The 18,635-nt window shown below is 64.6% G+C and carries 19 protein-coding genes; 6 read left to right on the top strand and 13 right to left on the bottom strand.

Annotated features, from left to right (window positions below):
* Nucleotides 1–206: 206 nt before the first annotated feature.
* Nucleotides 207–602, top strand: coding sequence for a group II truncated hemoglobin (locus ABIB99_RS36640; RefSeq protein WP_354180419.1), 396 nt, complete (start codon nt 207–209; stop codon nt 600–602).
* Between the two features lie 64 nt (nt 603–666).
* Here ABIB99_RS36640 and ABIB99_RS36645 read toward each other — a convergent pair whose 3' ends face one another.
* From ABIB99_RS36645 to ABIB99_RS36660, 4 genes are all read right to left on the bottom strand, one after another.
* A complete protein-coding gene (locus ABIB99_RS36645; protein ID WP_063979895.1) occupies nt 667–927 on the bottom strand; it encodes a hypothetical protein in 261 nt (86 codons plus the stop codon).
* Nucleotides 878–2,611, bottom strand: coding sequence for a YbaL family putative K(+) efflux transporter (gene ybaL, locus ABIB99_RS36650; RefSeq protein ID WP_354180421.1), 1,734 nt, complete (start codon nt 2,609–2,611; stop codon nt 878–880). The genes ABIB99_RS36645 and ybaL overlap by 50 nt, the downstream gene beginning before the upstream one ends.
* 85 nt (nt 2,612–2,696) lie before the next feature.
* A complete protein-coding gene (locus ABIB99_RS36655; RefSeq protein WP_247312794.1) occupies nt 2,697–3,029 on the bottom strand; it encodes a PRC-barrel domain-containing protein in 333 nt (110 codons plus the stop codon).
* A gap of 68 nt (nt 3,030–3,097) precedes the next feature.
* Nucleotides 3,098–3,883, bottom strand: a complete 786-nt coding sequence (locus ABIB99_RS36660) for an IclR family transcriptional regulator domain-containing protein (protein WP_354180423.1) — start codon at nt 3,881–3,883, stop codon at nt 3,098–3,100.
* Nucleotides 3,884–3,996: 113 nt separating this feature from the next.
* Between ABIB99_RS36660 and ABIB99_RS36665 the strand changes: the two genes are divergently transcribed.
* Nucleotides 3,997–5,355 (top strand): aromatic ring-hydroxylating dioxygenase subunit alpha, encoded by a 1,359-nt coding sequence (locus tag ABIB99_RS36665; protein ID WP_354180425.1) that lies wholly within the window; start codon nt 3,997–3,999, stop codon nt 5,353–5,355.
* A 163-nt stretch (nt 5,356–5,518) separates the two neighbouring features.
* Complete coding sequence (locus tag ABIB99_RS36670; RefSeq protein ID WP_354180427.1) at nt 5,519–6,955, top strand: glutamine synthetase family protein; 1,437 nt, start codon at nt 5,519–5,521, stop codon at nt 6,953–6,955.
* A 312-nt stretch (nt 6,956–7,267) separates the two neighbouring features.
* Here ABIB99_RS36670 and ABIB99_RS36675 read toward each other — a convergent pair whose 3' ends face one another.
* The 9 genes from ABIB99_RS36675 to ABIB99_RS36715 form a co-directional block, all read right to left on the bottom strand.
* Complete coding sequence (locus ABIB99_RS36675) at nt 7,268–9,559, bottom strand: TonB-dependent siderophore receptor (protein ID WP_354180429.1); 2,292 nt, start codon at nt 9,557–9,559, stop codon at nt 7,268–7,270.
* Between the two features lie 110 nt (nt 9,560–9,669).
* Complete coding sequence (locus ABIB99_RS36680) at nt 9,670–10,551, bottom strand: helix-turn-helix transcriptional regulator (RefSeq protein WP_208067625.1); 882 nt, start codon at nt 10,549–10,551, stop codon at nt 9,670–9,672.
* 152 nt (nt 10,552–10,703) lie between these two features.
* Complete coding sequence (locus ABIB99_RS36685; RefSeq protein ID WP_354180432.1) at nt 10,704–11,432, bottom strand: ABC transporter ATP-binding protein; 729 nt, start codon at nt 11,430–11,432, stop codon at nt 10,704–10,706.
* Nucleotides 11,425–12,192: an ABC transporter ATP-binding protein gene (locus tag ABIB99_RS36690; RefSeq protein WP_063979902.1), complete on the bottom strand. Its 768-nt coding sequence runs from the start codon at nt 12,190–12,192 to the stop codon at nt 11,425–11,427. The genes ABIB99_RS36685 and ABIB99_RS36690 overlap by 8 nt, the downstream gene beginning before the upstream one ends.
* Nucleotides 12,185–13,129, bottom strand: coding sequence for a branched-chain amino acid ABC transporter permease (locus tag ABIB99_RS36695; protein WP_354180434.1), 945 nt, complete (start codon nt 13,127–13,129; stop codon nt 12,185–12,187). Before ABIB99_RS36695 ends, ABIB99_RS36690 begins: the two co-directional genes overlap by 8 nt.
* Nucleotides 13,126–14,043 carry a branched-chain amino acid ABC transporter permease gene (locus ABIB99_RS36700; RefSeq protein ID WP_028148057.1) on the bottom strand — a complete coding sequence of 306 codons (918 nt, stop codon included), beginning with the start codon at nt 14,041–14,043 and terminating at the stop codon, nt 13,126–13,128. Before ABIB99_RS36700 ends, ABIB99_RS36695 begins: the two co-directional genes overlap by 4 nt.
* Before the next feature lie 301 nt (nt 14,044–14,344).
* Nucleotides 14,345–14,563: a hypothetical protein gene (locus tag ABIB99_RS36705; RefSeq protein ID WP_254146823.1), complete on the bottom strand. Its 219-nt coding sequence runs from the start codon at nt 14,561–14,563 to the stop codon at nt 14,345–14,347.
* Nucleotide 14,564: 1 nt separating this feature from the next.
* Complete coding sequence (locus ABIB99_RS36710) at nt 14,565–15,224, bottom strand: acyl-homoserine-lactone synthase (RefSeq protein ID WP_071909116.1); 660 nt, start codon at nt 15,222–15,224, stop codon at nt 14,565–14,567.
* 83 nt (nt 15,225–15,307) lie between these two features.
* A complete protein-coding gene (locus ABIB99_RS36715; RefSeq protein ID WP_354180438.1) occupies nt 15,308–16,045 on the bottom strand; it encodes a helix-turn-helix transcriptional regulator in 738 nt (245 codons plus the stop codon).
* A gap of 165 nt (nt 16,046–16,210) precedes the next feature.
* Here ABIB99_RS36715 and ABIB99_RS36720 point away from each other — a divergent pair, with 165 nt between their 5' ends.
* The 3 genes from ABIB99_RS36720 (at nt 16,211) to ABIB99_RS36730 (ending at nt 18,602) form a co-directional block, all read left to right on the top strand.
* The gene (locus tag ABIB99_RS36720) at nt 16,211–16,387 is read left to right on the top strand and encodes a hypothetical protein (protein ID WP_014491261.1); all 177 of its coding nucleotides are present in this window, start codon (nt 16,211–16,213) and stop codon (nt 16,385–16,387) included.
* 253 nt (nt 16,388–16,640) lie between these two features.
* A complete protein-coding gene (locus ABIB99_RS36725) occupies nt 16,641–17,579 on the top strand; it encodes a LysR family transcriptional regulator (protein WP_063979906.1) in 939 nt (312 codons plus the stop codon).
* A 144-nt stretch (nt 17,580–17,723) separates the two neighbouring features.
* Nucleotides 17,724–18,602 (top strand): shikimate dehydrogenase, encoded by an 879-nt coding sequence (locus tag ABIB99_RS36730; protein ID WP_354180441.1) that lies wholly within the window; start codon nt 17,724–17,726, stop codon nt 18,600–18,602.
* The last annotated feature ends 33 nt before the right edge of the window (nt 18,603–18,635 follow it).

Below are 18,635 nucleotides of genomic sequence, written 5' to 3' on the forward strand. Positions count from 1 at the left end.
GAGAGGGGTGCCACACGGGGACTCCATCACTCGCGCAACGCGCTTCTTCTTCGCGACAACCAACACCATTTCCTGGGCGACCCCTCCCCTGCCCTCCCCCGCAAGGGAGGAGGGAGCAGAGCTGAGCGCGCAGCTACGCCATGCGTCCCCTTTTCGTTTCGCAAAGGGAGACGATATGAAGAGCCTTGCACCAGACAGGACTCACGATGACCTCCAGCGACGTCACCACCTCCATGTTCGAGCGGATCGGCGGCAGCGCGACGATCGACTCTCTGGTCGACCGTTTCTACGAGCGCATGTACACGCTGCCGGAGGCGAAAATAATCCGCGCGATGCACGCGGATGACCTCGGACTGATCAGGGACGTGCTGAAGCGCTATCTCACCGAATGGACCGGCGGCCCAAAACTCTATTCCGTCGAGAAGGGCCATCCGCGGCTGCGGCAGCGGCATATCGGCTTTGCCATTGGCGACGCCGAGCGCGATGCGTGGCTGCTCTGCATGCGCGGCGCGCTGGACGAGACGGTCACGGACGCCGCCGCGCGGCAGGACCTCGACAAGGCGATATCGGGCCTTGCCGACTGGATGCGCAATCGGCAGTGACACAGAACGCGAGGCGGGGACGCGGTGGGCTACTCCAGCGGACTGCGCTTCGCGCAGCTGCAGGTTAACCCACCCTGCGCACCCCAGCCCTGTCATTGCACGCGTCAAACACCGAGCGATCCAGCGCCTCGGCCACAAAGCCCGCCACATAAATCAATGCCAGGATCGCCGCGGAGATCGCCATTGTCTCCGCATGCGCGAGCCCCCACCGCAACAACCGCTGCAACAATGTCGGCGGCGGAAAGCGGTAGGTCCGGCCCTTCGGCGTGATCAGGTCAAACGACCGAACCGACCGCGAGCGCACGTGGATCTTGCTGGGCAGCATCCGGATTTCTCCTCTCCAGCTCCTCGATCATGCCGCGCGCGATCTCCCGCTCGCCCATGATGACGACATCCGCCCCCAGCCCCTTCAAATGATCGACCTCGGCATCCGCATGCGCTCGCGCGATGATGCGGATGTCCGGATTGGCCGCACGCGCCTGCTGCACGATCTGCCCTGCCTCGAACGCCTCGGGGATCGCGATGACGAGATGCCGCGCCCGTGACGGATTGGTGGCGCCGAGAATTTCGGGCTGCGCGGCATTGCCCATGACGGTCTCGATGCCGCCCTGCTTCAGCTTCGCCAGTGCACTCTCGCCGACCTCGGCGACAAGGAACGGCAATTGCCGCTGCTTCAGGGCATCGCCGACGAGCGCGCCGACGCGGCCATAGCCGATCACGATCGTATGGTCGGTCAGGTCCGTGGTGCGGATCGGTTCGGGCACGGCTGCCGCGGCCTGCGGTGAATCCCGGCGCGGGTCGAGACGCGGCGCGAGCCAGGTGGCGGCCGCGAACATCAGCGGATTGAGCATGATGGAGAGGATCGCGCCGGCCATGATCAGGTCGCGACCGTCGCTGGGCAGGATCTGCGAGGCGACGCCGAGCTCGGCCAGGATGAAGGAGAACTCGCCGATCTGCGACAGGCTCGCCGAGATCGTCAGCGCGGTCGCAACCGGATGCCGGAACAGCACCACGATCAGGAACGCCGCGAGTGATTTGCCGAGCATGATGATCGCCAGCGTCGCCAGCAGCGGCCAGGGCTCGCGGACCACGCTCATCGGATCGAACATCATGCCGACCGAGACGAAGAACAGCACGGCGAAGGCATCGCGCAGCGGCAGCGATTCCTGCGCGGCGCGCGCGCTGAGCGGCGATTCCCGCAGCATCATGCCGGCGAAGAACGCGCCCAGCGCCAGCGAGACGTCGAACAGCTTCGTCGCCCCGAATGCGATGCACAGCGCGATCGCAAGCACGCCAAGACGGAACAATTCGCGCGAGCCGGTATGCGCGATGTAGTGCAGGATCCAGGGAATCACCCGGCGCCCCACCACCAGCATCAGCCCGATGAACACGATGATCTTGGCCAGGGTCAGCATCACGATGCCGGCAAGCCCGAAGCCGGCCTGCGCGGCCAGCGGCTCGAAGGCCGGCTTGTCGCCGCCGCCCTGAAGGCTTGCGATCGCCGGGAACAGCACCAGCACGAGCACCATCGCGAGGTCCTCGACGATGAGCCAGCCGACCGCGATGCGGCCGCGATCGGTCTCCATCAGGCGCCGCTCCTGCAGCGCGCGAAGCAGGACCACCGTGCTCGCGACCGACAACGCCAGCCCGAACACGAGCCCCGCACCGACGCTCCAGCCCATCAGCCATGAAAGGCCGAGCCCCATCAGTGTGGCGACCGCAATCTGCACGACGGCGCCCGGAACGGCGATGTGCCGGACGCTCAGCAGATCCTGGAGCGAAAAATGCAGGCCGACGCCGAACATCAGCAAGATAATGCCGAGTTCGGCGAGCTCGGTCGCAAGTGCCTGGTCGGCGACGAAGCCTGGCGTGAACGGCCCGACGGCAACGCCGGCAAGCAGGTAGCCGACAAGCGGCGGAATGCGGAACCGCTGCGCTATAGTTCCGAGTACGAAGGCGAGTCCAAGTCCGACGACGATGGTGGCGATGAGAGGTGTGTCATGCGGCATTTTTGCCTTTTGACACAGCGCGCGCGCCGGCGCACCGCGACCAAGTGAGGCGGCTCAGCGCGCGACGCCTGCGGCAATCGCGCCGTCAGATCGACCAATAATTTGGGTGCGCGTAGGGCTGCGAACGATCGCCCCAGTCGAATTCGTCGCCATCGAACTCGCACGGTCCGCTGGCGAGTTCGTCCTGCGTCACCTCGACACGAAAAGCCTGCCGCGCGGGATCGTATTTCAGCGCGCCCCACTGCACAGGATAATGGTGGTGCGTGCCGAGCAGCCCGCCAGTCTTGATCACGGCGTAGGCGACCGTGCCGGTCACCTTGTCGAGCATCAGCCGCTCGATCGAGCCGAGCTTCGCGCCGTCGCGCCCGTAGACGCCGACGTGCTCCACGCGATCACTGGGAACCATGGTGTGTTTCATGGCGTCCTCCCTGTTGTCTTGCGTGACGAGATTATAGGCCCGCGGACGCGCGGCGCCAACGATCGTTGCTAGAGCAGCTGCGACCGCACGGACTCCGCGCCTTCGCGGAGCAGCGGGAGCAACCGGTCGACCAGCTCCCCTGCCGGCACGCGGTCGACATGGGCGCCCATGTTGATGGCGGCGACGATCACGCCGTCGTAGCGGCGCACCGGAACCGAGATCGAGCGGAAATGCGGCTCTGCCTCGCGATCGACCAGCGAATAGCCTTGCTCGCGATCGGCTGTGATGCTGGCCAGCAGCGCCTTCGGATCGGTCACCGTCTGCGGCGTCAACATCTCGCGCTTCATTGTCTTCAGGCGTGCGGCAAGCGCTGCATCATCGAACTGCCCCAGCATGGCGCGGCCGACCGAGGTGCAGAACGCCGGCAGCCGGTAGCCGATCTCGAGCCCCCCCGAAAACATCCGCGCCGGGCTGCTGCGTGCGACAAACACGACGTCGTCGCCGTCGAGCACCGCGAGCGAGGAGATTTCCTGCGCTGCCGTGGCGACGCGATCGAGCACCGGCTGAAGCACGGCGACGAGCTGGCTGGAGCGCAAATAGGACGCAGCGAGCGTCAGCACGTGCGGCGTCAGCGAGAACAGCTTTCCGTCGCCGGCGACGAAGCCGCCGCGCTGAAGCGTGAACAGCATGCGCCGCGCAGTGGCGCGCGGCAGCTCTGCGGCCCGGGCGAGATCGCTCAGCGTCATCGGACCGGTGGTTGCGCCGAAACATTGCAGCAGGCGCAGGCCGCGATCGAGGCTCTCGACGAAATCCGTCGCCCGCTCGTCGTTTTCGCCACGCTTCAGCTTGGGCATAGGTCCGGGAACATCCTGCAAAATATTGCTTGCCGCCGGACCAAGGCATGGCATAATTCGCCCATTCGTTCAATAGGCGAACAATCGCCTCTCCGACAAAGGACGCACCCGCCATGATGAGCCAGGAGCAGAACGACCTGATCACCCGTACCGGCCCGAAGGACCCCTGCGGCAAGCTGATGCGGAGCTACTGGCAGCCGGCGGCGCTGGTCGATGAGCTGGACGGCACGCGCCCGATCCGTCCCGTCAAACTGCTCGGCGAGAACCTGGTGCTGTTCCGCGACGAGAGCGGACGCTATGGCCTGATCGATCGTCACTGCGCCCACCGCGGCGCCGACCTCGCCTTCGGACGTCTCGAACATGGCGGCCTGCGCTGCGCCTTCCATGGCTGGCTGTTCGACGCCACCGGCCAGTGCATCGAGACGCCGGCCGAGCCGAAGGACTCAAAACTCTGCCAGAACATTCGCCAGCGTTCCTATCCCGTGGTCGAGAAGAGCGGCATCGTCTGGGCTTATCTCGGCGAGGGTGAGCCGCCGGCATTTCCGGAGCTCGACTGCTTTGTCGCGCCCGGCACGCACACTTTTGCGTTCAAGGGCCACATGGCCTGCAACTGGCTTCAGGCCCTCGAGGTCGGCATCGATCCCGCGCACGCCTCCTATCTGCACCGCTTCTTCGAGGACGAGGATACGTCGACGGCTTACGGCAAGCAGTTCCGCGGCGCCTCCGCCGGCTCCGATCTGCCGATGACAAAGATCCTGCGCGAATACGACCGGCCGATCATCAATGTCGAGCACACCGAATATGGCCTGCGGCTGATCGCGCTGCGCGAGATCGACGAGGAGCGCACCCATGTGCGCGTCACCAACCAGCTCTTCCCGCACGGCTTCGTCATCCCCATGAGCACGGAAATGACGATCACGCAGTGGCACGTGCCGGTCGACGACGAGAACTGCTACTGGTACGCGATCTTCACCAGCTACACCAACCCGGTCGACAAGCAGAAGATGCGCGATCAGCGGCTCGAGCTCTATGAGCTGCCCGACTACAAGTCGCGCAAGAACCGCAGCAACGATTACGGCTTCGATCCGCACGAGCAGGCGACCGCGACCTATACCGGCATGGGCACCGACATCAACGTGCACGACCAGTGGGCGGTGGAATCGATGGGCGCGATCCAGGACCGTACCAAGGAGCATCTCGGCTCGAGCGACAAGGCGATCGTGCAGTACCGCCGCCTGCTGCGGGCTGAGATCGAGAAGGTCGGCGGCGGCGAAAAGCCGATGCTGTTCCTGGACGAGAGCAGGGCGCGCAGCATCCAGGGACCGGCCACCATGGACGGCATCGGGCCGACCCAGGGTTGGGAGCTCTACTGGATGGAGGTCGACGTCAAGCGCCGCCGCGGCGCACCTTGGGCCGCGCCGGTGCCGAAGGAGATCGCCGACAACGTGCACCGGCTGACGGCGGCGGAGTGATAATGCCGTCAATCAGCGGCGGGCGCCGCATACTCCACTGTCATGCCCCGCGAAGGCGGGGCATCCAGTACGCCGCGGCCTCTCGTGGACACGTCGCCGTCTCTGGAATACTGGATCGCCCGCCTTCGCGGGCGATGACAGCACGGACTGAAGGAGCAACCGAGTGACTTTCGTCGCGCGTCATGCGCTGTGGTCGGATGAGCAGAGGGACGCCGCAGCGCGCCTGCGCCGCATCGTCGAGGAAAAGAACCTCGAGGTCATCCGCCTCGCCTTCCCGGACCAGCACGGCATTTTGCGCGGCAAGACCATCATCGCCGCCGAGGCGATCGCCTCGCTGGAGAGCGGCTGCTCCATCACCACGACCATGCTCGCCAAGGACACCTCGCACCGCACGGTGTTTCCGGTGTTCACGTCAGGCGGCGGATTCGGCATGAAGGAGATGGAGGGCGCGGCCGACGTGTTGATGGTCGCCGACCCAGCCACGTTCCGCGTGCTGCCATGGGCGCCCGCGACGGGCTGGGTGCTCTGCGATCTCTATTTTGGCGACGGCCGTCCCGTGCCGTTCGCGACCCGCGGCCTCTATCGCAAGGTGCTCGATGATCTCAGCGGCCGCGGCCACGATTTCGTCGCCGGCCTCGAGGTTGAATTCCACATCTTCAAGCTCGACGACGCGCATATGCGGCCCGAAGATGCCGGCCAGCCCGGCACGCCGCCGTCGGTGAGCCTGCTCAGCCACGGCTATCAATACCTCACCGAGCAGCGCTTCGATCAGATGGAGCCGGTGCTGGAGATCCTGCGCCGCGATATCGTCGCGCTCGGACTGCCCTTGCGCTCGGTCGAGGTCGAGTTCGGGCCGAGCCAGTGCGAATTCACCTTCGCGCCGAGGAAGGGGCTGGAGCCCGCCGACAACATGGTGCTGTTCCGCTCTGCGGTGAAGCAGATCGCGCGCCGCCACGGCTATCACGCCACCTTCATGTGCCGGCCGAAACTGCCGAATGCGTTCGCGAGCGGCTGGCACCTGCACCAGTCGATCGTCTCGCGCGCGTCTGGCGAAAATCAGTTCATGGCGAAAGACGGCAGCGAGCCGCTCAGCGCGTTCGGCCGGGCGTACCTTGCCGGCCTGCTCGACCACGCCCGCGCCTCGACCGTGTTCACCACCCCGACCATCAACGGCTACAAGCGCTACCGCTCCTATTCGCTGGCGCCGGACCGCGCGATCTGGGGCCGCGACAATCGCGGCGTGATGATCCGCGTGCTCGGCGGCGCCAATGATGCCGCAACGCGCCTGGAGAACCGCATCGGCGAGCCCGCCGCCAATCCCTATCTCTACATGGCCTCGCAAATCTTGTCGGGCCTCGACGGCGTCGACCGCAAGCTCGACCCCGGCCCGTCCGCCGACACGCCCTACGAGACCAAGGCGCCGCCGTTGCCGAAGAGCTTGCGCGATGCGGTCGCCGCGCTGAAGGACGATCCGTTCTTCCGCGAGAAGTTCGGGCCTGAGTTCGTCGACTACTACACCCACATCAAGAATGCCGAGATCGAACGCTTCCTGTCAGAGGTGACCGACTGGGAGCACCGCGAGTATTTCGAGGTGTTTTGACGGAGATACGTCTCACGCCCGCGTGAGGCGACTTCGTCCGGTCTGTTCCGACGACATCACGGCGCTCGCCGACGAAGCCATTTTCCCTGTCCCTCGAAAACGGCCGGAAAGACTGGGGGCCTAATATCCCGCATGTGATCAACAGTGGAGTTCGATCATGTGGGTTCAATTGTTCAGCTTGATCTACCGCCTGTCCTGCCGGACCACCTTGGTTGAAATCGGCACCCACCACCTGGCGCGTTAGTCGCCGGCGCCAGCGATTTGGGTAAGACATATTGACCGGATAACCGGGGTTCTCATGCGCAAGCTGGTTCACCAGCGATAGCCGAGCGTTGCAATGACGGTCAGCGGCGCGCCGCGGTAGCAATAACCGACCTGGCACGTGGTGTAGTGCAGATTGAACAGGTTCTTGGCATTGACCTGGAACTGGAGGCCCTTCAGCTCCTTCGCCGCCTGGCCAAAATCATATTTCAGCGCCGCGTCGATCAGGGTTACCGAGCTGTTCTTGAACGTGTTCGCATCATCGCCGTAGCTCCAGGACATGTAACGCGCACCACCACCGACGCTCAATCCTGCAAACGGTCCGGCCAGCGGCAGGGCATAGTTCGCCCACAGCGTCGCCGTGTGCGGAGGATTGCCCGAAGGAAACTTGCCGATCAGCGAGTCGTCCGCGGCCTGCTTGGTCACCATGTCCAGATAGGTGTACGACGAGGTGATGTCGAAACCACCGCCCAGGCTTGCAAGCGCCTGCAATTCGAAGCCACGGCTTTGAATCTCGCCACGCTGGACCGTTACGCCTGTCCCCGTCGTGACCAGGCCGCCGTCCTGGGTCAAATCGAACACCGCCGCGGTAATGAAGCTCCTCGTGCCCTGCGGCTGGTACTTCACACCGACTTCGGTCTGCTTGCCGGTGGTCGGCTTGAAGAAGGCGCCCGACGGATCGACGCCGAGATTGGGAAAGAACGAGGTCGAATAGGCGACGTAAGGCGCAACGCCGGAATCGAACACATAGGTCAGCCCGGCTCGCCCGCTATAGGCCTGATCGGACTGCGTCTGCCTGGTCAGCGCGAACAGATCCTCACCTGTGGTGCTGACCCAGTCGCTGCGGCCGCTCAATGTCAGGATCCAGTGATCGAGCCTGGCCTGGTCCTGAACATACACGCCGGACTGGGTTTGCCGCTGGGCTGTCGAGGACGAGATCGCGGGATCGGGAATGGATTCCGGCGCGTAGACCGGCGCGGCCAGGTTGAGATCGGAGACGCCGAAGCCGAACCCCTGCTTGTCGTTGAACTTCGACGAGGTGTAGTCGGTGCCGACCAGGAGTGTGTGCTGCACGGGCCCGGTCGATAGCCTGGCCTCGACTTGGTTATCCATGATGGCCGATTGCAGCGTGTCGTGGACGTAGCCGGTATAGCGCGAGACGACATTGCCCACCGGCGCCCCGAGAAAGCCGACATAGCGGGTGACCGCGTCGACATCGACGTAGCGGAATTTCTGGCGGACGGTCACGGCGTTGTTGAACGCATGCTCGAACAGGTAGCCCACGCGTCCCTGCTCCTGGTCGAGCGAATTGTAGGACGGACTGCCCGTGAAGATGTCCGTGGCGGTGCCGGTGCCCGTGGAGTAGGTGAACATGGATCCGGGCGTCTTCGACTTCTGATAGGATCCGAGAATCGTCAGGGTCGTCGATTGATCCGGCTTCCAGGTGACGGCGGGCGCGATGTAGGTCCTGTTATCCTTGCCGCCGGGCACGAACACGTTCGCGTCGCGCATCACGCCGGTCAGCCGATACGAAAACTGACCGTTGGCATCGACCGGGCCCGACAGGTCGAAATTGCCCTGAATGCGATCGCGGTCGCCGAACACCGTCTGTACCTCGTGAAACGGCTGGCTGGTCGGCAGCTTGCTCGACAGGTCGATCAGTCCGCCGGGCGAGCCGAGCCCGTAGAGTGCCGAGCTCGGCCCACGGACCACGGTGATGCTGTCGACCCCATAAGGCTCGGTCTTGAACACGCTGAGACCTGCTCCGACGAGGCGCAGGCCGTCGAGATAAACGCCGTTATAGGTGATGTCGAAGCCGCGAATCGCGATGGCGTCGAAACGCGGATCGTAGCCGGAGGCATCGATACGGACGCCGGGTTCATAGCCAACCGCCTCCGTCAGCGTCTGGACGGCGCGGTCGTTGAGTTCCTTGCGCGTCACGACCGAGATCGACTGCGGCGTCTCGAGCAACGGCGTGTTGGTCTTGGTACCCGCCGAGCTGCTGTCTGCAACATAGCTGCTCTCGCTCGACGCGTTGGCGCGACCGGCACCGGCCTCGCGCGCGCCCGAATTTCCGGCTGGCGCGGGCCCGGCATTGCGTTGCGTCGCGACGCGGCCGCGCGACGACTGCGAAGCTCGCTGAGCGGGCTGGGTGCGCGGACGCGCCTGGATCGGTGCCTCCACCGTGACGGGAGGCAATGTCGCCGCCGTCGACGTCGCATTGGTCCCGGAGGTCTGTGCGACCGACGGCGTTGCGTGCAGGACTATTCCCAGGCCGGCCGCTCCCAGACCAGTTCTCGCCATCCGTTCCCAGCCGAGCGTCCGCCCGTCGTTGCGCGTCATTGTCTTCCCCGAGTTCCGTGTTCGAACAACCCGGGAGTAACCAGATCGAGGCGCACACCGCCTTTGCGCGCGCGCAAATCACCTTTGATCGCACGTGGAGGCGTTCAAGTTCACTGACAGCGGCTCGGCGAATAGCCGAAGTGCCTGCGGAACGCCGTCGCGAAATTGGCCGGATGGGCATAGCCGACCCGAAAGGCCGCCTCGGTGACCGACAACCGTTGATGAATCAGAAGGTCACGTGCGGCATCGAGCCGGCGGGCCCGCAAATAGTCGATCGCGCTCTCGCCATACGCCATCTGGAATTTCTGGTTGAAGGACCGGCGGCTCAGCCCCGCATTCCGCGCCAGTTCGTCGATGCTCCAGGGATAAGCGAGATCGGCATCCATCCGCGCCTTGACCGATTGCAACCGCACCCGCTGGAGGTCGGCTGCAGGATCGAGCGCGATCCCGCGCTCGCCGAACAAGGCGTGGACCACGATCTCGGCGGCGTGCGCCGACAGCAGCAATTGCGTCGCGTTTCCGGCCACCGGTGGCGAGAACATTTCTGCCGCGAGGGCCTGCACGCGCGGAGACGCCGGGAGAGAGACGATGGCCGTGCCCAACGCGTCGGTCTTGAACAGCGCCCGAACCTCGTCGCCGAGTCCGAGCCCGTCGATGGAGGCTTGGGGAAGCGCCAGGCCGATCGCAGGACGTTCGCCGCAGCGAACCGAGCCTCCTAGGGCGACGGATTCGCGCACGGCAATCGCCGTCATCTGCCCTGCACCGGTTGTGCGCGTCAGAATGCCGCGGCCTGCGCCTTCATCGAGCGCAACGGAGATGAACAAGCCCGGCCCTGCGATCGCCGGCCGATCGGGATCGGCGCGAAACTCACCTCTGATGAACACACAGCCCGGGAAATCCAGCCACTGAGGCGCTGTCGAAGCGCCTCGCTGTGCGGAGCCGATGATGTCGTCGTCAGGCCGTCCGGCAATTTGATTGTAAAAGTCCTGCATCGAATCCGCTAGGCCGCGACATTGGCGGCTGGCGGCGGCGCACTCAAGACCTCTGCGCGCAGTTTGGAGAGCTTCGAAACTGACGTCCTCGACGAGGTTCTGCGCGCGAGGCGATCTGCACGGACGATACGGCAACCAGATCCAGGAGCGCGTCAGATGCCCAGATATTTATGCTGCAGATCCGGCTCCGCCATCAGCTCGACGGACGTGCCGCTCCACACCGTCTTGCCGCGCTCGATGATGTAGTGCCGGTCGCAGATGCGGGCGAGGTGGTCGACGTTCTTGTCGACGACCAGGATCGACTGTCCCCGGCGCTTCAGCAGCGACAGGCAGTTCCAGATTTCTTCGCGGATCAGCGGCGCAAGACCCTCGGTCGCTTCGTCCAGGATCAGCAGCTTCGGATTCGTCATCAGCGCGCGGCCGATCGCGAGCATCTGCTGCTCGCCGCCGGAGAGCTGGTTGCCCATGTTGGAGGCACGCTCGGCAAGGCGGGGGAACATCACGTAGATCGCGGCCAGCGTCCAGGGATTGGGGCTAGCGAAGCGATCGGCGGCGGCCGCGACGAGATTTTCGCGCACGGTGAGGTTCGGGAAGATCTGGCGTCCCTCGGGGACGAGGCCGACGCCGAGTTTTGCAATTCTGTAGGATGGAAGCTGCCGCACTTCTGCGCCGGCGAAGCGGATCGTTCCGGCGCGCGCCGGTGTCAGGCCCATGATGGAGCGGATGGTGGTGGTCTTGCCCATGCCGTTGCGGCCCATCAGCGAGACCATCTCGCCCGGCTTGATCGACAGCGACAGGCCGAACAGCACCTGGGAGAGGCCGTAGCAGGTCTCGATGCCGTCGACGTCGAGCAGCGTGTCAGCCATCGCCTTTTCAGACATGGTGCGTCACCACGTGCTGGTCGCCGAGATAGGCGCGCTTGACGTCCTCGTTGGCGCGGATCGCGGCTGGATCACCGGAGGCGATGACGCGGCCATAGACCAGCACCGAGATGCGGTCGGCCAGCGCGAACACCGCCGGCATATCGTGCTCGACCAGCACGATCGAGACTTCCTTCCGCAGCTCCTGAAGCAGTTGCACCATGCGCTGGGATTCGGTGACGCCAAGACCCGCCATCGGCTCGTCCAGCAGCAGCAGCTTCGGCTTGCTCGCGAGCGCGACCGCGAGCTCGATCTGGCGGCGCTCGCCATGGCTGAGCCTGGACACCAGGACATCGGCGCGATGGCCGAGCCCGACGCGGTCGAGCGCGGCATGGGCGGCATCGCGCAGGCCCTTCTCCTTGCGCGCATTGGCGAAGAAGCGGAACGAGTGGCCTGCATGCGCCTGCGCGGCAAGTGCGACATTGTCGGCGGCGGTGAAGTCGAGCAGCAGCGAGGTGATCTGGAACGAACGGGCGAGCCCCAGCGCGCAGCGGCGATAGGCCGGCAGATAGGTGATATCGCGGCCGCCGAGCGAGACGCTGCCGGAATGCGGTTCGAGGTGCCCTGTGAGCTGACTAATCAGCGTGGTCTTGCCGGCACCGTTCGGGCCGATGATGGCGTGCAACTCGCCGCTAGCTACGTCGAGCGAGACGTTGTCCGTCGCAACGATGCCGCCGAAGCGGCGCACCAGTTTTTCGACGCGGAGCAGCGGTTCAGCCACGATTGAGCCTCCCGAGCAGGCCCATGATGCCGCCGCGGCCGAACAGCACGATCAGCAGCAAAAGCGGGCCCATGATCAGCGCCCAGTATTCGGTGATCTGCGACAGGAATTCTTCCAGCAGCAAAAACACCACCGCGCCCATCACCGGGCCGAACAGCGTGCCCATGCCCCCCAGGATCACCATCACCATGAGGTCGCCGGAGCGGGTCCAGTACATCACGGCCGGGCTGATGAAATCGGTGTTGTTGGCGAGCAGTGCGCCGGCAAGGCCGCACATCATACCGGAGATGACGAAGCAGACCAGCTGGTAGCGTTTTGCCGGAAAGCCGATCGCCTGCATCCGCTGCTCGTTGGAGCGCAGGCCCTGCAAGACGAGGCCGAAGCGCGAATTGGCGATGCGCCAGATCAGGACGATCACGGCGAACAGGCAGGCGAGGCAGAGATAATAGAACTGCGTGCGATTGCCGAGATTGATCAGCCCGGAGAAGTCACTGCGCTTGTAGACGGTGAGACCGTCGTCGCCGCCGTAACGCGCGAGGCCCGAGGCGACGTAATAGGCCATCTGCGCAAACGCCAGCGTGATCATGATGAAGTAGACGCCACGCGTACGCAGCGAGAGCGCGCCGATCACCAGCGCATAGATCGCGGAAGCTGCGAGCGCGACCGGGAACTGGATGAAGCCGCTTCCGACGCCTTCCTGCGCGAGCATGCCGACCGCGTAGCCGCCGATGCCGAGATAGGCGGCGTGGCCGAAGCTCATCATGCCGCCAAAACCCATGATGAGGTTGAGGCTCGCGGCCGCCAGCGCCAGGATGACGATGCGGGTGAACAGCGTCAGGATGAAGATGTTGCCGGACAGCTGCGAATAAAGCGGCAGCAGCACGAGGCCCGCCAGCATCAGGGCCGTGACGGCCTTGCTCACGGTGAAAGCCTTCATCGACGGTTGGCCGGAAACAGCCCCTCCGGGCGCACCACCAGCACGATCGCCATCAGCAGATAGATCAGCATGGACGACAGCGCGGGCGCGGCGGTGGAGGCGGCGGCTCCGCTCAGCACCTGCCGCAACAGGTTGGGCAGGAAGGCGCGGCCGAGCGTGTCGATCATGCCGACGAAGATCGCGGCCAGAAACGCGCCGCGGATCGAGCCGATGCCGCCGATCACGATGATGACGAAGGCGAGGATCAGGATGTTCTCGCCCATGCCGATCTGCACGGTGAGGATCGGCGCCTGCATCAGACCGGCGAGGCCGGCGAGCGCGGCGCCCAGGCCGAACACCAGCGTGTAGAGCAGCTTGATGTTGATGCCGAGCGCGCCGATCATCTCGCGGTTGGAGGCGCCGGCGCGGATCAGCATGCCGATGCGGGTGCGCATCACGCCGAGATAGAGCAGCAGCGCGACCAGCAGCGCCACCACGATGATGGCGAGACGATAAGCGGGATAGTGGATGCCGGGCAGGATCGGCACCGGCACCGTGAGCCAGGCCGGCAGCGGCAGCGCAAGCCCGGCCGGACCCCAGATCAGCCGCACCGCTTCATTGAAAAACAAGATCAGGCCGAAGGTCGCGAGCACGTGGTCGAGATGGTCGCGCCCGTAGAGATGCCGCAGCGCCGTCATCTCCAGCACGATGCCGAGCACCAAAGTCGCACCTAACGCCATCAGCGCACCGAGCAGGAAGCTGCCGGTCCAGGCCGCAAAGGTTGCGGCGAAATAGGCGCCCATCATGTAGAGCGAGCCGTGCGCGAGGTTGACGAGATCCATGATCCCGAACACCAGCGTCAGGCCGGCGGCGAGCAGGAACAGGAGCAGGCCGAACTGCAATCCGTTCAAGAACTGTTCGACGACGAGCAGCATCAAAACTCTTTCAGGCGCACGCGGTGTCGCGCCGATGTTCGAACACGGTCGCCATCAGTGAAAGAGCTCCCCCTGCCTCTTCAAGGCGGAAAAATGGGTAATGGCAGTATCGTTCCGAGGCAAGAGCGATTCAACACCAGACATGCACTTTGTTGCATGCCGGTGCATGCGATCGAAATTGGCCTTGCAAGAAGGCTGCCGCGCAGGATGGGTCAACCTGCCGCACCCACCAAACAATCGCCCTCCCCCCGGGCATACCGGGGAGAGGGCGCGAAGGTCGATGGACAGTAGCAGAAGGCGTCTAGTGCGACGTCATCTGCCGGGGAAGATCATCCGGATCGGCCAGCACGCTGTTGGCCGTCGAGGCTTCCAGCGCCGCCATCCGGAACAGATAGGCGAGCGTTGCCAATCCGGTGTCTTCCGCCATCTGCGCCAGCTCGAGCGCCATGTCGGACATGTAGCCGAGATTCTCGTCCTTGGTCTGCGCCATGATCTGGCTGTCCCGCATCATGTTCGACATTTCAGGCGCTCTTTCGTTGCGCGGCAGCAAGGCCGCAGAGGTTGGCACGGGCGACGGCGTCCAGACGCGGGCCGTCTTGTTGTACGATCGAATCCATGCCGATGCGATCATGCAGGGCATCGAGGGTCTCGCGGCGAATGTCGATGGTCGCCGCCATGGTCCAGGCGTTCTCCACCAGCTCGGGCAGACCAAGCGGCGTCACGACGAAGCCGGCCTCATGGAAGCGCGGCAGCCACCAGGTCTCCATGATCGCGCTGACCTGCGCGATTCCCTGATCGAGGCAGAACTCCTGCACCGCTGCCATCAGTTGCAGGTTGAGAGTGCCGTCGCGGCGATCGCGCACGACAAAGTAGCGCGACCATTCCCAGACCAGCGGATTCGCAGGGCAGCCGCGAACCGATGCCAGATGCGGGAAGACCTCGCTCATCATCGAGGGTTTGGTGGTGGGGTAGAGCCGGTGACCGCCGACAACGCGCCGGCCTTCCAGCGCGAGCAGATAGACGGTGTCCTCGTCGTCGTAGGAATCGACCTCGCGGCAATCAGGCCGGCGCAGCGTCTCCCAGTGCCGCTCCTCGACGAAGATGTCGTGGCGTAGTCGGAAGTGCTGCTCGAGTACGTCTTCGTAAAGGTGGCGATTGACCGAAGAAATTGCGTGAATCATGAAAACCCCCATTCAGCCGGAATGAGGGGCAGCCTCTGCGAAAAGAGGCAGGTTCGATATTGGGAAATTTCCCAGTACGTCGCTTAGGGATTGATGAGCTTGTTGCGAATCGCCAGTGCAACCGCATGCGTACGGTTGACGGCACCGAGCTTGCGCGCGGCGGTTGCAAGATGCTCTTCTGCGGTGCGCTGCGTGATGTGCAGGATCTCGCCGATCTCCCAGGCCGACTTGCCCTGCGAGGCCCAGGCGATCACCTCGCGCTCGCGCGGGGTGAGACGCGTCGACAGATGCGGCGCCGGATCCAGCAGGCGGCGAATATGGTCGAAGCCATACATTGCCATCAGGTGCAGTGCCGGCTTGCTGCGGGGATTGAGGTCGAGATGGACGCCGCCGAGCGACACCGCCGCCTCGTAGCCGGTGAGCCCGTGGATCGGCACGATGAAGCCGCGCGACATGCGAAAATCGCCGGCGCGGTTCATCACCTCGGCCGCGCTCGGCTCGAGCTCGGCATCATAGGGCGCTTCCGACCACTCGAACGGATTGACCGATTGCCGGCACAGCCGCACCACGGGGTCGACTCGGTCGTAATTGTTCTGGATGTAGAGATTGAACCATCCTGCCGGCCAGCGCTTGGCGAGCACCATCTGCGCGAACCGCTGATCGGGATTCGGCAACCCCGTCACGATGATAGTCTCGAAGCCGAAGCGACCGAACGCCGCCTCAAGCGCATTCATGGCGTCCGGTACCTTGCGATAGGTCCCCAGGCCTTCGATGAAGTCGAGCGCTTCCCGGCCATAATCTACGGCGTCTACGGCGGACATCGGTACGTTTCCTGAGCCTCGCCGTAGGTATAGCACGTATTTGGGAGCTGCCTCAATTCGCTGCTTCCGTAGTTTACCGGCCCTCGTCTGCACCCGAGATTTAATCTACTTGTGGAGGAAGTGACGTCAAGTTACACCTATGGCGTCTGAAGCGGGAAAATCACGATGGAAGACGAGGACATCGCCCTCAACAGCGTGCTCGGCCTGGAACTCAACCGCGTGTTTTTCGCCGTCCGCGAAACGGCAAACAAGCAGAAGATCATCGAGTACGCGCGCGAAGTGCTGCAGCGCGAACGCGCGGAGCGGCCCGGCAGCGCGTCGCCCGAGAGCCCGGCGAGCTAGAACGCGGTTACAGGTGAGGCGTACGTTCTGCGCGAGCGGCGCCCTTCCATTCGAACGTGCCGATTTTGGCCGAAACATTCTGACTGCGAAGTTAATCAGCAGTTGTTGCCGGTGAGCGAGCTGCGCTCTTACCCTCCCCCGGAGGGGGAGGGTGAAGCGCCGCCCGCTCCGTCCACATCACACTTGCCGCTGGATGACATCACGGCTCTCGTGAGATGATCGCCACCACGATCCTCTTTGGGATGCCCACGACATGATGACGCTGCGCCAGGTTGAAGTGATCCGTGCCGTGATGGTGACGGGTACCATCGGCGGCGCGGCGAAGCTGCTCAACGTGTCGGCGCCGGGGATCAGCCGGCTGGTCAAATACACCGAGCGCACGCTCGGCATTCGCTTCTTCCAGCGCCAGAACGGGCGCTATTTCCCGACGCCGGAAGCCGAGAACATCTTTGAGCAGATCAACGGCGTCTACAAGAAGGTCGACGACCTCTCCGAGCTCATCTCCAAGATCGGCCGCGGCGGTTTGTCGGAATTGCGCATCGGCTCGGTGCCGAGCATCTCCCAGGTGATGGTGCCGCGCGCGATCGAGCGCGTCCGGCGCCGCTACCCCGATCTCGGCATCGACATCAACATCCTCAAGCTCGAGGAGGCCATCGACTACCTCCTGCTCGGCCGCGGCGAATGCGTGGCGATGAGCTATCGGCTCGAGCATTCCGGGCTCGACTTCATGCCGCTCGCCTCGGGTGAGCTCTATTGCATCGTGCCGCCGGGTCACGAACTTGCCGGCCGCAAGCAGGTCTCGGCGGCCGAGATCACCCGCTATCCGCTGATCGGCATCGATCCCAACGATCCCTACGGCCGGATCATGGCCGGGATCTTTGCGCGCCACCGGCTCGACTACAACATCACGATCCGCGCGCGCTTCGGCACCACGGTGTGTGCGCTGGTGAAGGCAGGGCTCGGCATCGCCATCATCGACCAGTTCACGGTGGCCCATGGCGGCTATCCGGGAATCGAGCTGTTGAAGATCACCGAGCCGACGCGGTTCGAGACCTATATCGCGGTGAAGCGCGGCGCGCCGCTGTCGCTCCATGTCGAGTATTTCATCGAGTCCCTGCGCGCCGAGATGCGCGCGGTGGAGCCGTCCCGCAGCGAGGGCAACGCCGCCCCGGCACGCGCGCGGAAGAAATAACATTATGTTAGGTTTGCCCAATAAATGGGTAATTGTGTTAGGCACGGGAAAGGCTATCGTCGCAACTGGAAGCCCCCTTGGAATTGTGCGGATTTCCCCGCTAATGGCTAGGACCCAACGCTCCCAACGAGACGATAACCAACCATGTCCAAGCGCGGATACGCCGCCAGCAAGAAGCTTCTCACCGGCCTGATCGGGGCGCCGATCGCGCATTCCGCCTCCCCTGCCATGCACGAGCGGGCCGCCGAGGCGCTTGGCCTGCGCGGTCACTACCAGCTCATCGAGGTCGCCGGCGCCGATGCGGCCGGGCTCCGCATGATGCTCGAGGGCGTACGGCGGCTCGGCTTTGCCGGCGTCAACGTGACTTACCCTTACAAGGAAGCGGTGGTCCCGCTGCTCGACGAGCTGGCGCCGGGCGCGGCCGCCATGGGCGCGGTCAATACCGTCGTCGTCAAGGACGGCCGGCTGATCGGCCACAACACCGACACGACCGGGTTTGCGCGCGCGGTCGCGCCGCTGCTGGCACCGTCCGGAAATGCAGTCGCCGTGATCGGAACGGGCGGCGTCGGCAAGGCGATCGCCTTTGCGCTTGCGAGCCTGAAGGTCTCCGGCCTCCGCATTTTCGACAGCGAGACGGTGCGCGCCGAAAAGCTCGCTTCATTGCTTGCCAGGCACGGTGGCGCCACGGTGGCGAAAAGCGTCGAGGACGCGCTCGATGGCGCAACCGGCCTCGTCAACGGCACGCCGGTCGGCATGCTGCCGAACCGGGGCATGCCGGTCCCGGCAGCCTTGCTTCACGAGAAAATGTGGGTCGCGGACGCCGTCTATTCGCCGCTGATCACGCCACTGCTGGCAGCGGCACAGGCCAAGGGCGCGCGGATCATGACCGGGCGGGAGCTCGCGATCTACCAGGCCGCTGACGCCTTCGAATTGTTCACCGGCCTTGCCCCATCGACCGAGGTCATGGGAGAGGCATTCGACGAGGTGATGGCGGCACGAAGTGCGGCCTACCACGCAGCGTAACCGAAGCGGCCGGACACAAGGCCGCGGACAACA

This window comes from Bradyrhizobium sp. LA6.1, assembly GCF_040547805.1.
GTDB lineage: Bacteria > Pseudomonadota > Alphaproteobacteria > Rhizobiales > Xanthobacteraceae > Bradyrhizobium > Bradyrhizobium barranii.

Bases quoted from the DNA above. Each gene is read 5' to 3' on its own strand.
- ABIB99_RS36640 (WP_354180419.1), top strand. From the start codon at position 207: ATGACCTCCAGCGACGTCACCACCTCCATGTTCGAGCGGATCGGCGGC.
- ABIB99_RS36645 (WP_063979895.1), bottom strand. From the start codon at position 927: ATGCTGCCCAGCAAGATCCACGTGCGCTCGCGGTCGGTTCGGTCGTTT.
- ybaL (WP_354180421.1), bottom strand. From the start codon at position 2,611: ATGCCGCATGACACACCTCTCATCGCCACCATCGTCGTCGGACTTGGA.
- ABIB99_RS36655 (WP_247312794.1), bottom strand. From the start codon at position 3,029: ATGAAACACACCATGGTTCCCAGTGATCGCGTGGAGCACGTCGGCGTC.
- ABIB99_RS36660 (WP_354180423.1), bottom strand. From the start codon at position 3,883: ATGCCCAAGCTGAAGCGTGGCGAAAACGACGAGCGGGCGACGGATTTC.
- ABIB99_RS36665 (WP_354180425.1), top strand. From the start codon at position 3,997: ATGATGAGCCAGGAGCAGAACGACCTGATCACCCGTACCGGCCCGAAG.
- ABIB99_RS36675 (WP_354180429.1), bottom strand. From the start codon at position 9,559: ATGACGCGCAACGACGGGCGGACGCTCGGCTGGGAACGGATGGCGAGA.
- ABIB99_RS36680 (WP_208067625.1), bottom strand. From the start codon at position 10,551: ATGCAGGACTTTTACAATCAAATTGCCGGACGGCCTGACGACGACATC.
- ABIB99_RS36685 (WP_354180432.1), bottom strand. From the start codon at position 11,432: ATGTCTGAAAAGGCGATGGCTGACACGCTGCTCGACGTCGACGGCATC.
- ABIB99_RS36695 (WP_354180434.1), bottom strand. From the start codon at position 13,129: ATGAAGGCTTTCACCGTGAGCAAGGCCGTCACGGCCCTGATGCTGGCG.
- ABIB99_RS36700 (WP_028148057.1), bottom strand. From the start codon at position 14,043: ATGCTGCTCGTCGTCGAACAGTTCTTGAACGGATTGCAGTTCGGCCTG.
- ABIB99_RS36705 (WP_254146823.1), bottom strand. From the start codon at position 14,563: ATGTCGAACATGATGCGGGACAGCCAGATCATGGCGCAGACCAAGGAC.
- ABIB99_RS36710 (WP_071909116.1), bottom strand. From the start codon at position 15,224: ATGATTCACGCAATTTCTTCGGTCAATCGCCACCTTTACGAAGACGTA.
- ABIB99_RS36715 (WP_354180438.1), bottom strand. From the start codon at position 16,045: ATGTCCGCCGTAGACGCCGTAGATTATGGCCGGGAAGCGCTCGACTTC.
- ABIB99_RS36720 (WP_014491261.1), top strand. From the start codon at position 16,211: ATGGAAGACGAGGACATCGCCCTCAACAGCGTGCTCGGCCTGGAACTC.
- ABIB99_RS36725 (WP_063979906.1), top strand. From the start codon at position 16,641: ATGATGACGCTGCGCCAGGTTGAAGTGATCCGTGCCGTGATGGTGACG.
- ABIB99_RS36730 (WP_354180441.1), top strand. From the start codon at position 17,724: ATGTCCAAGCGCGGATACGCCGCCAGCAAGAAGCTTCTCACCGGCCTG.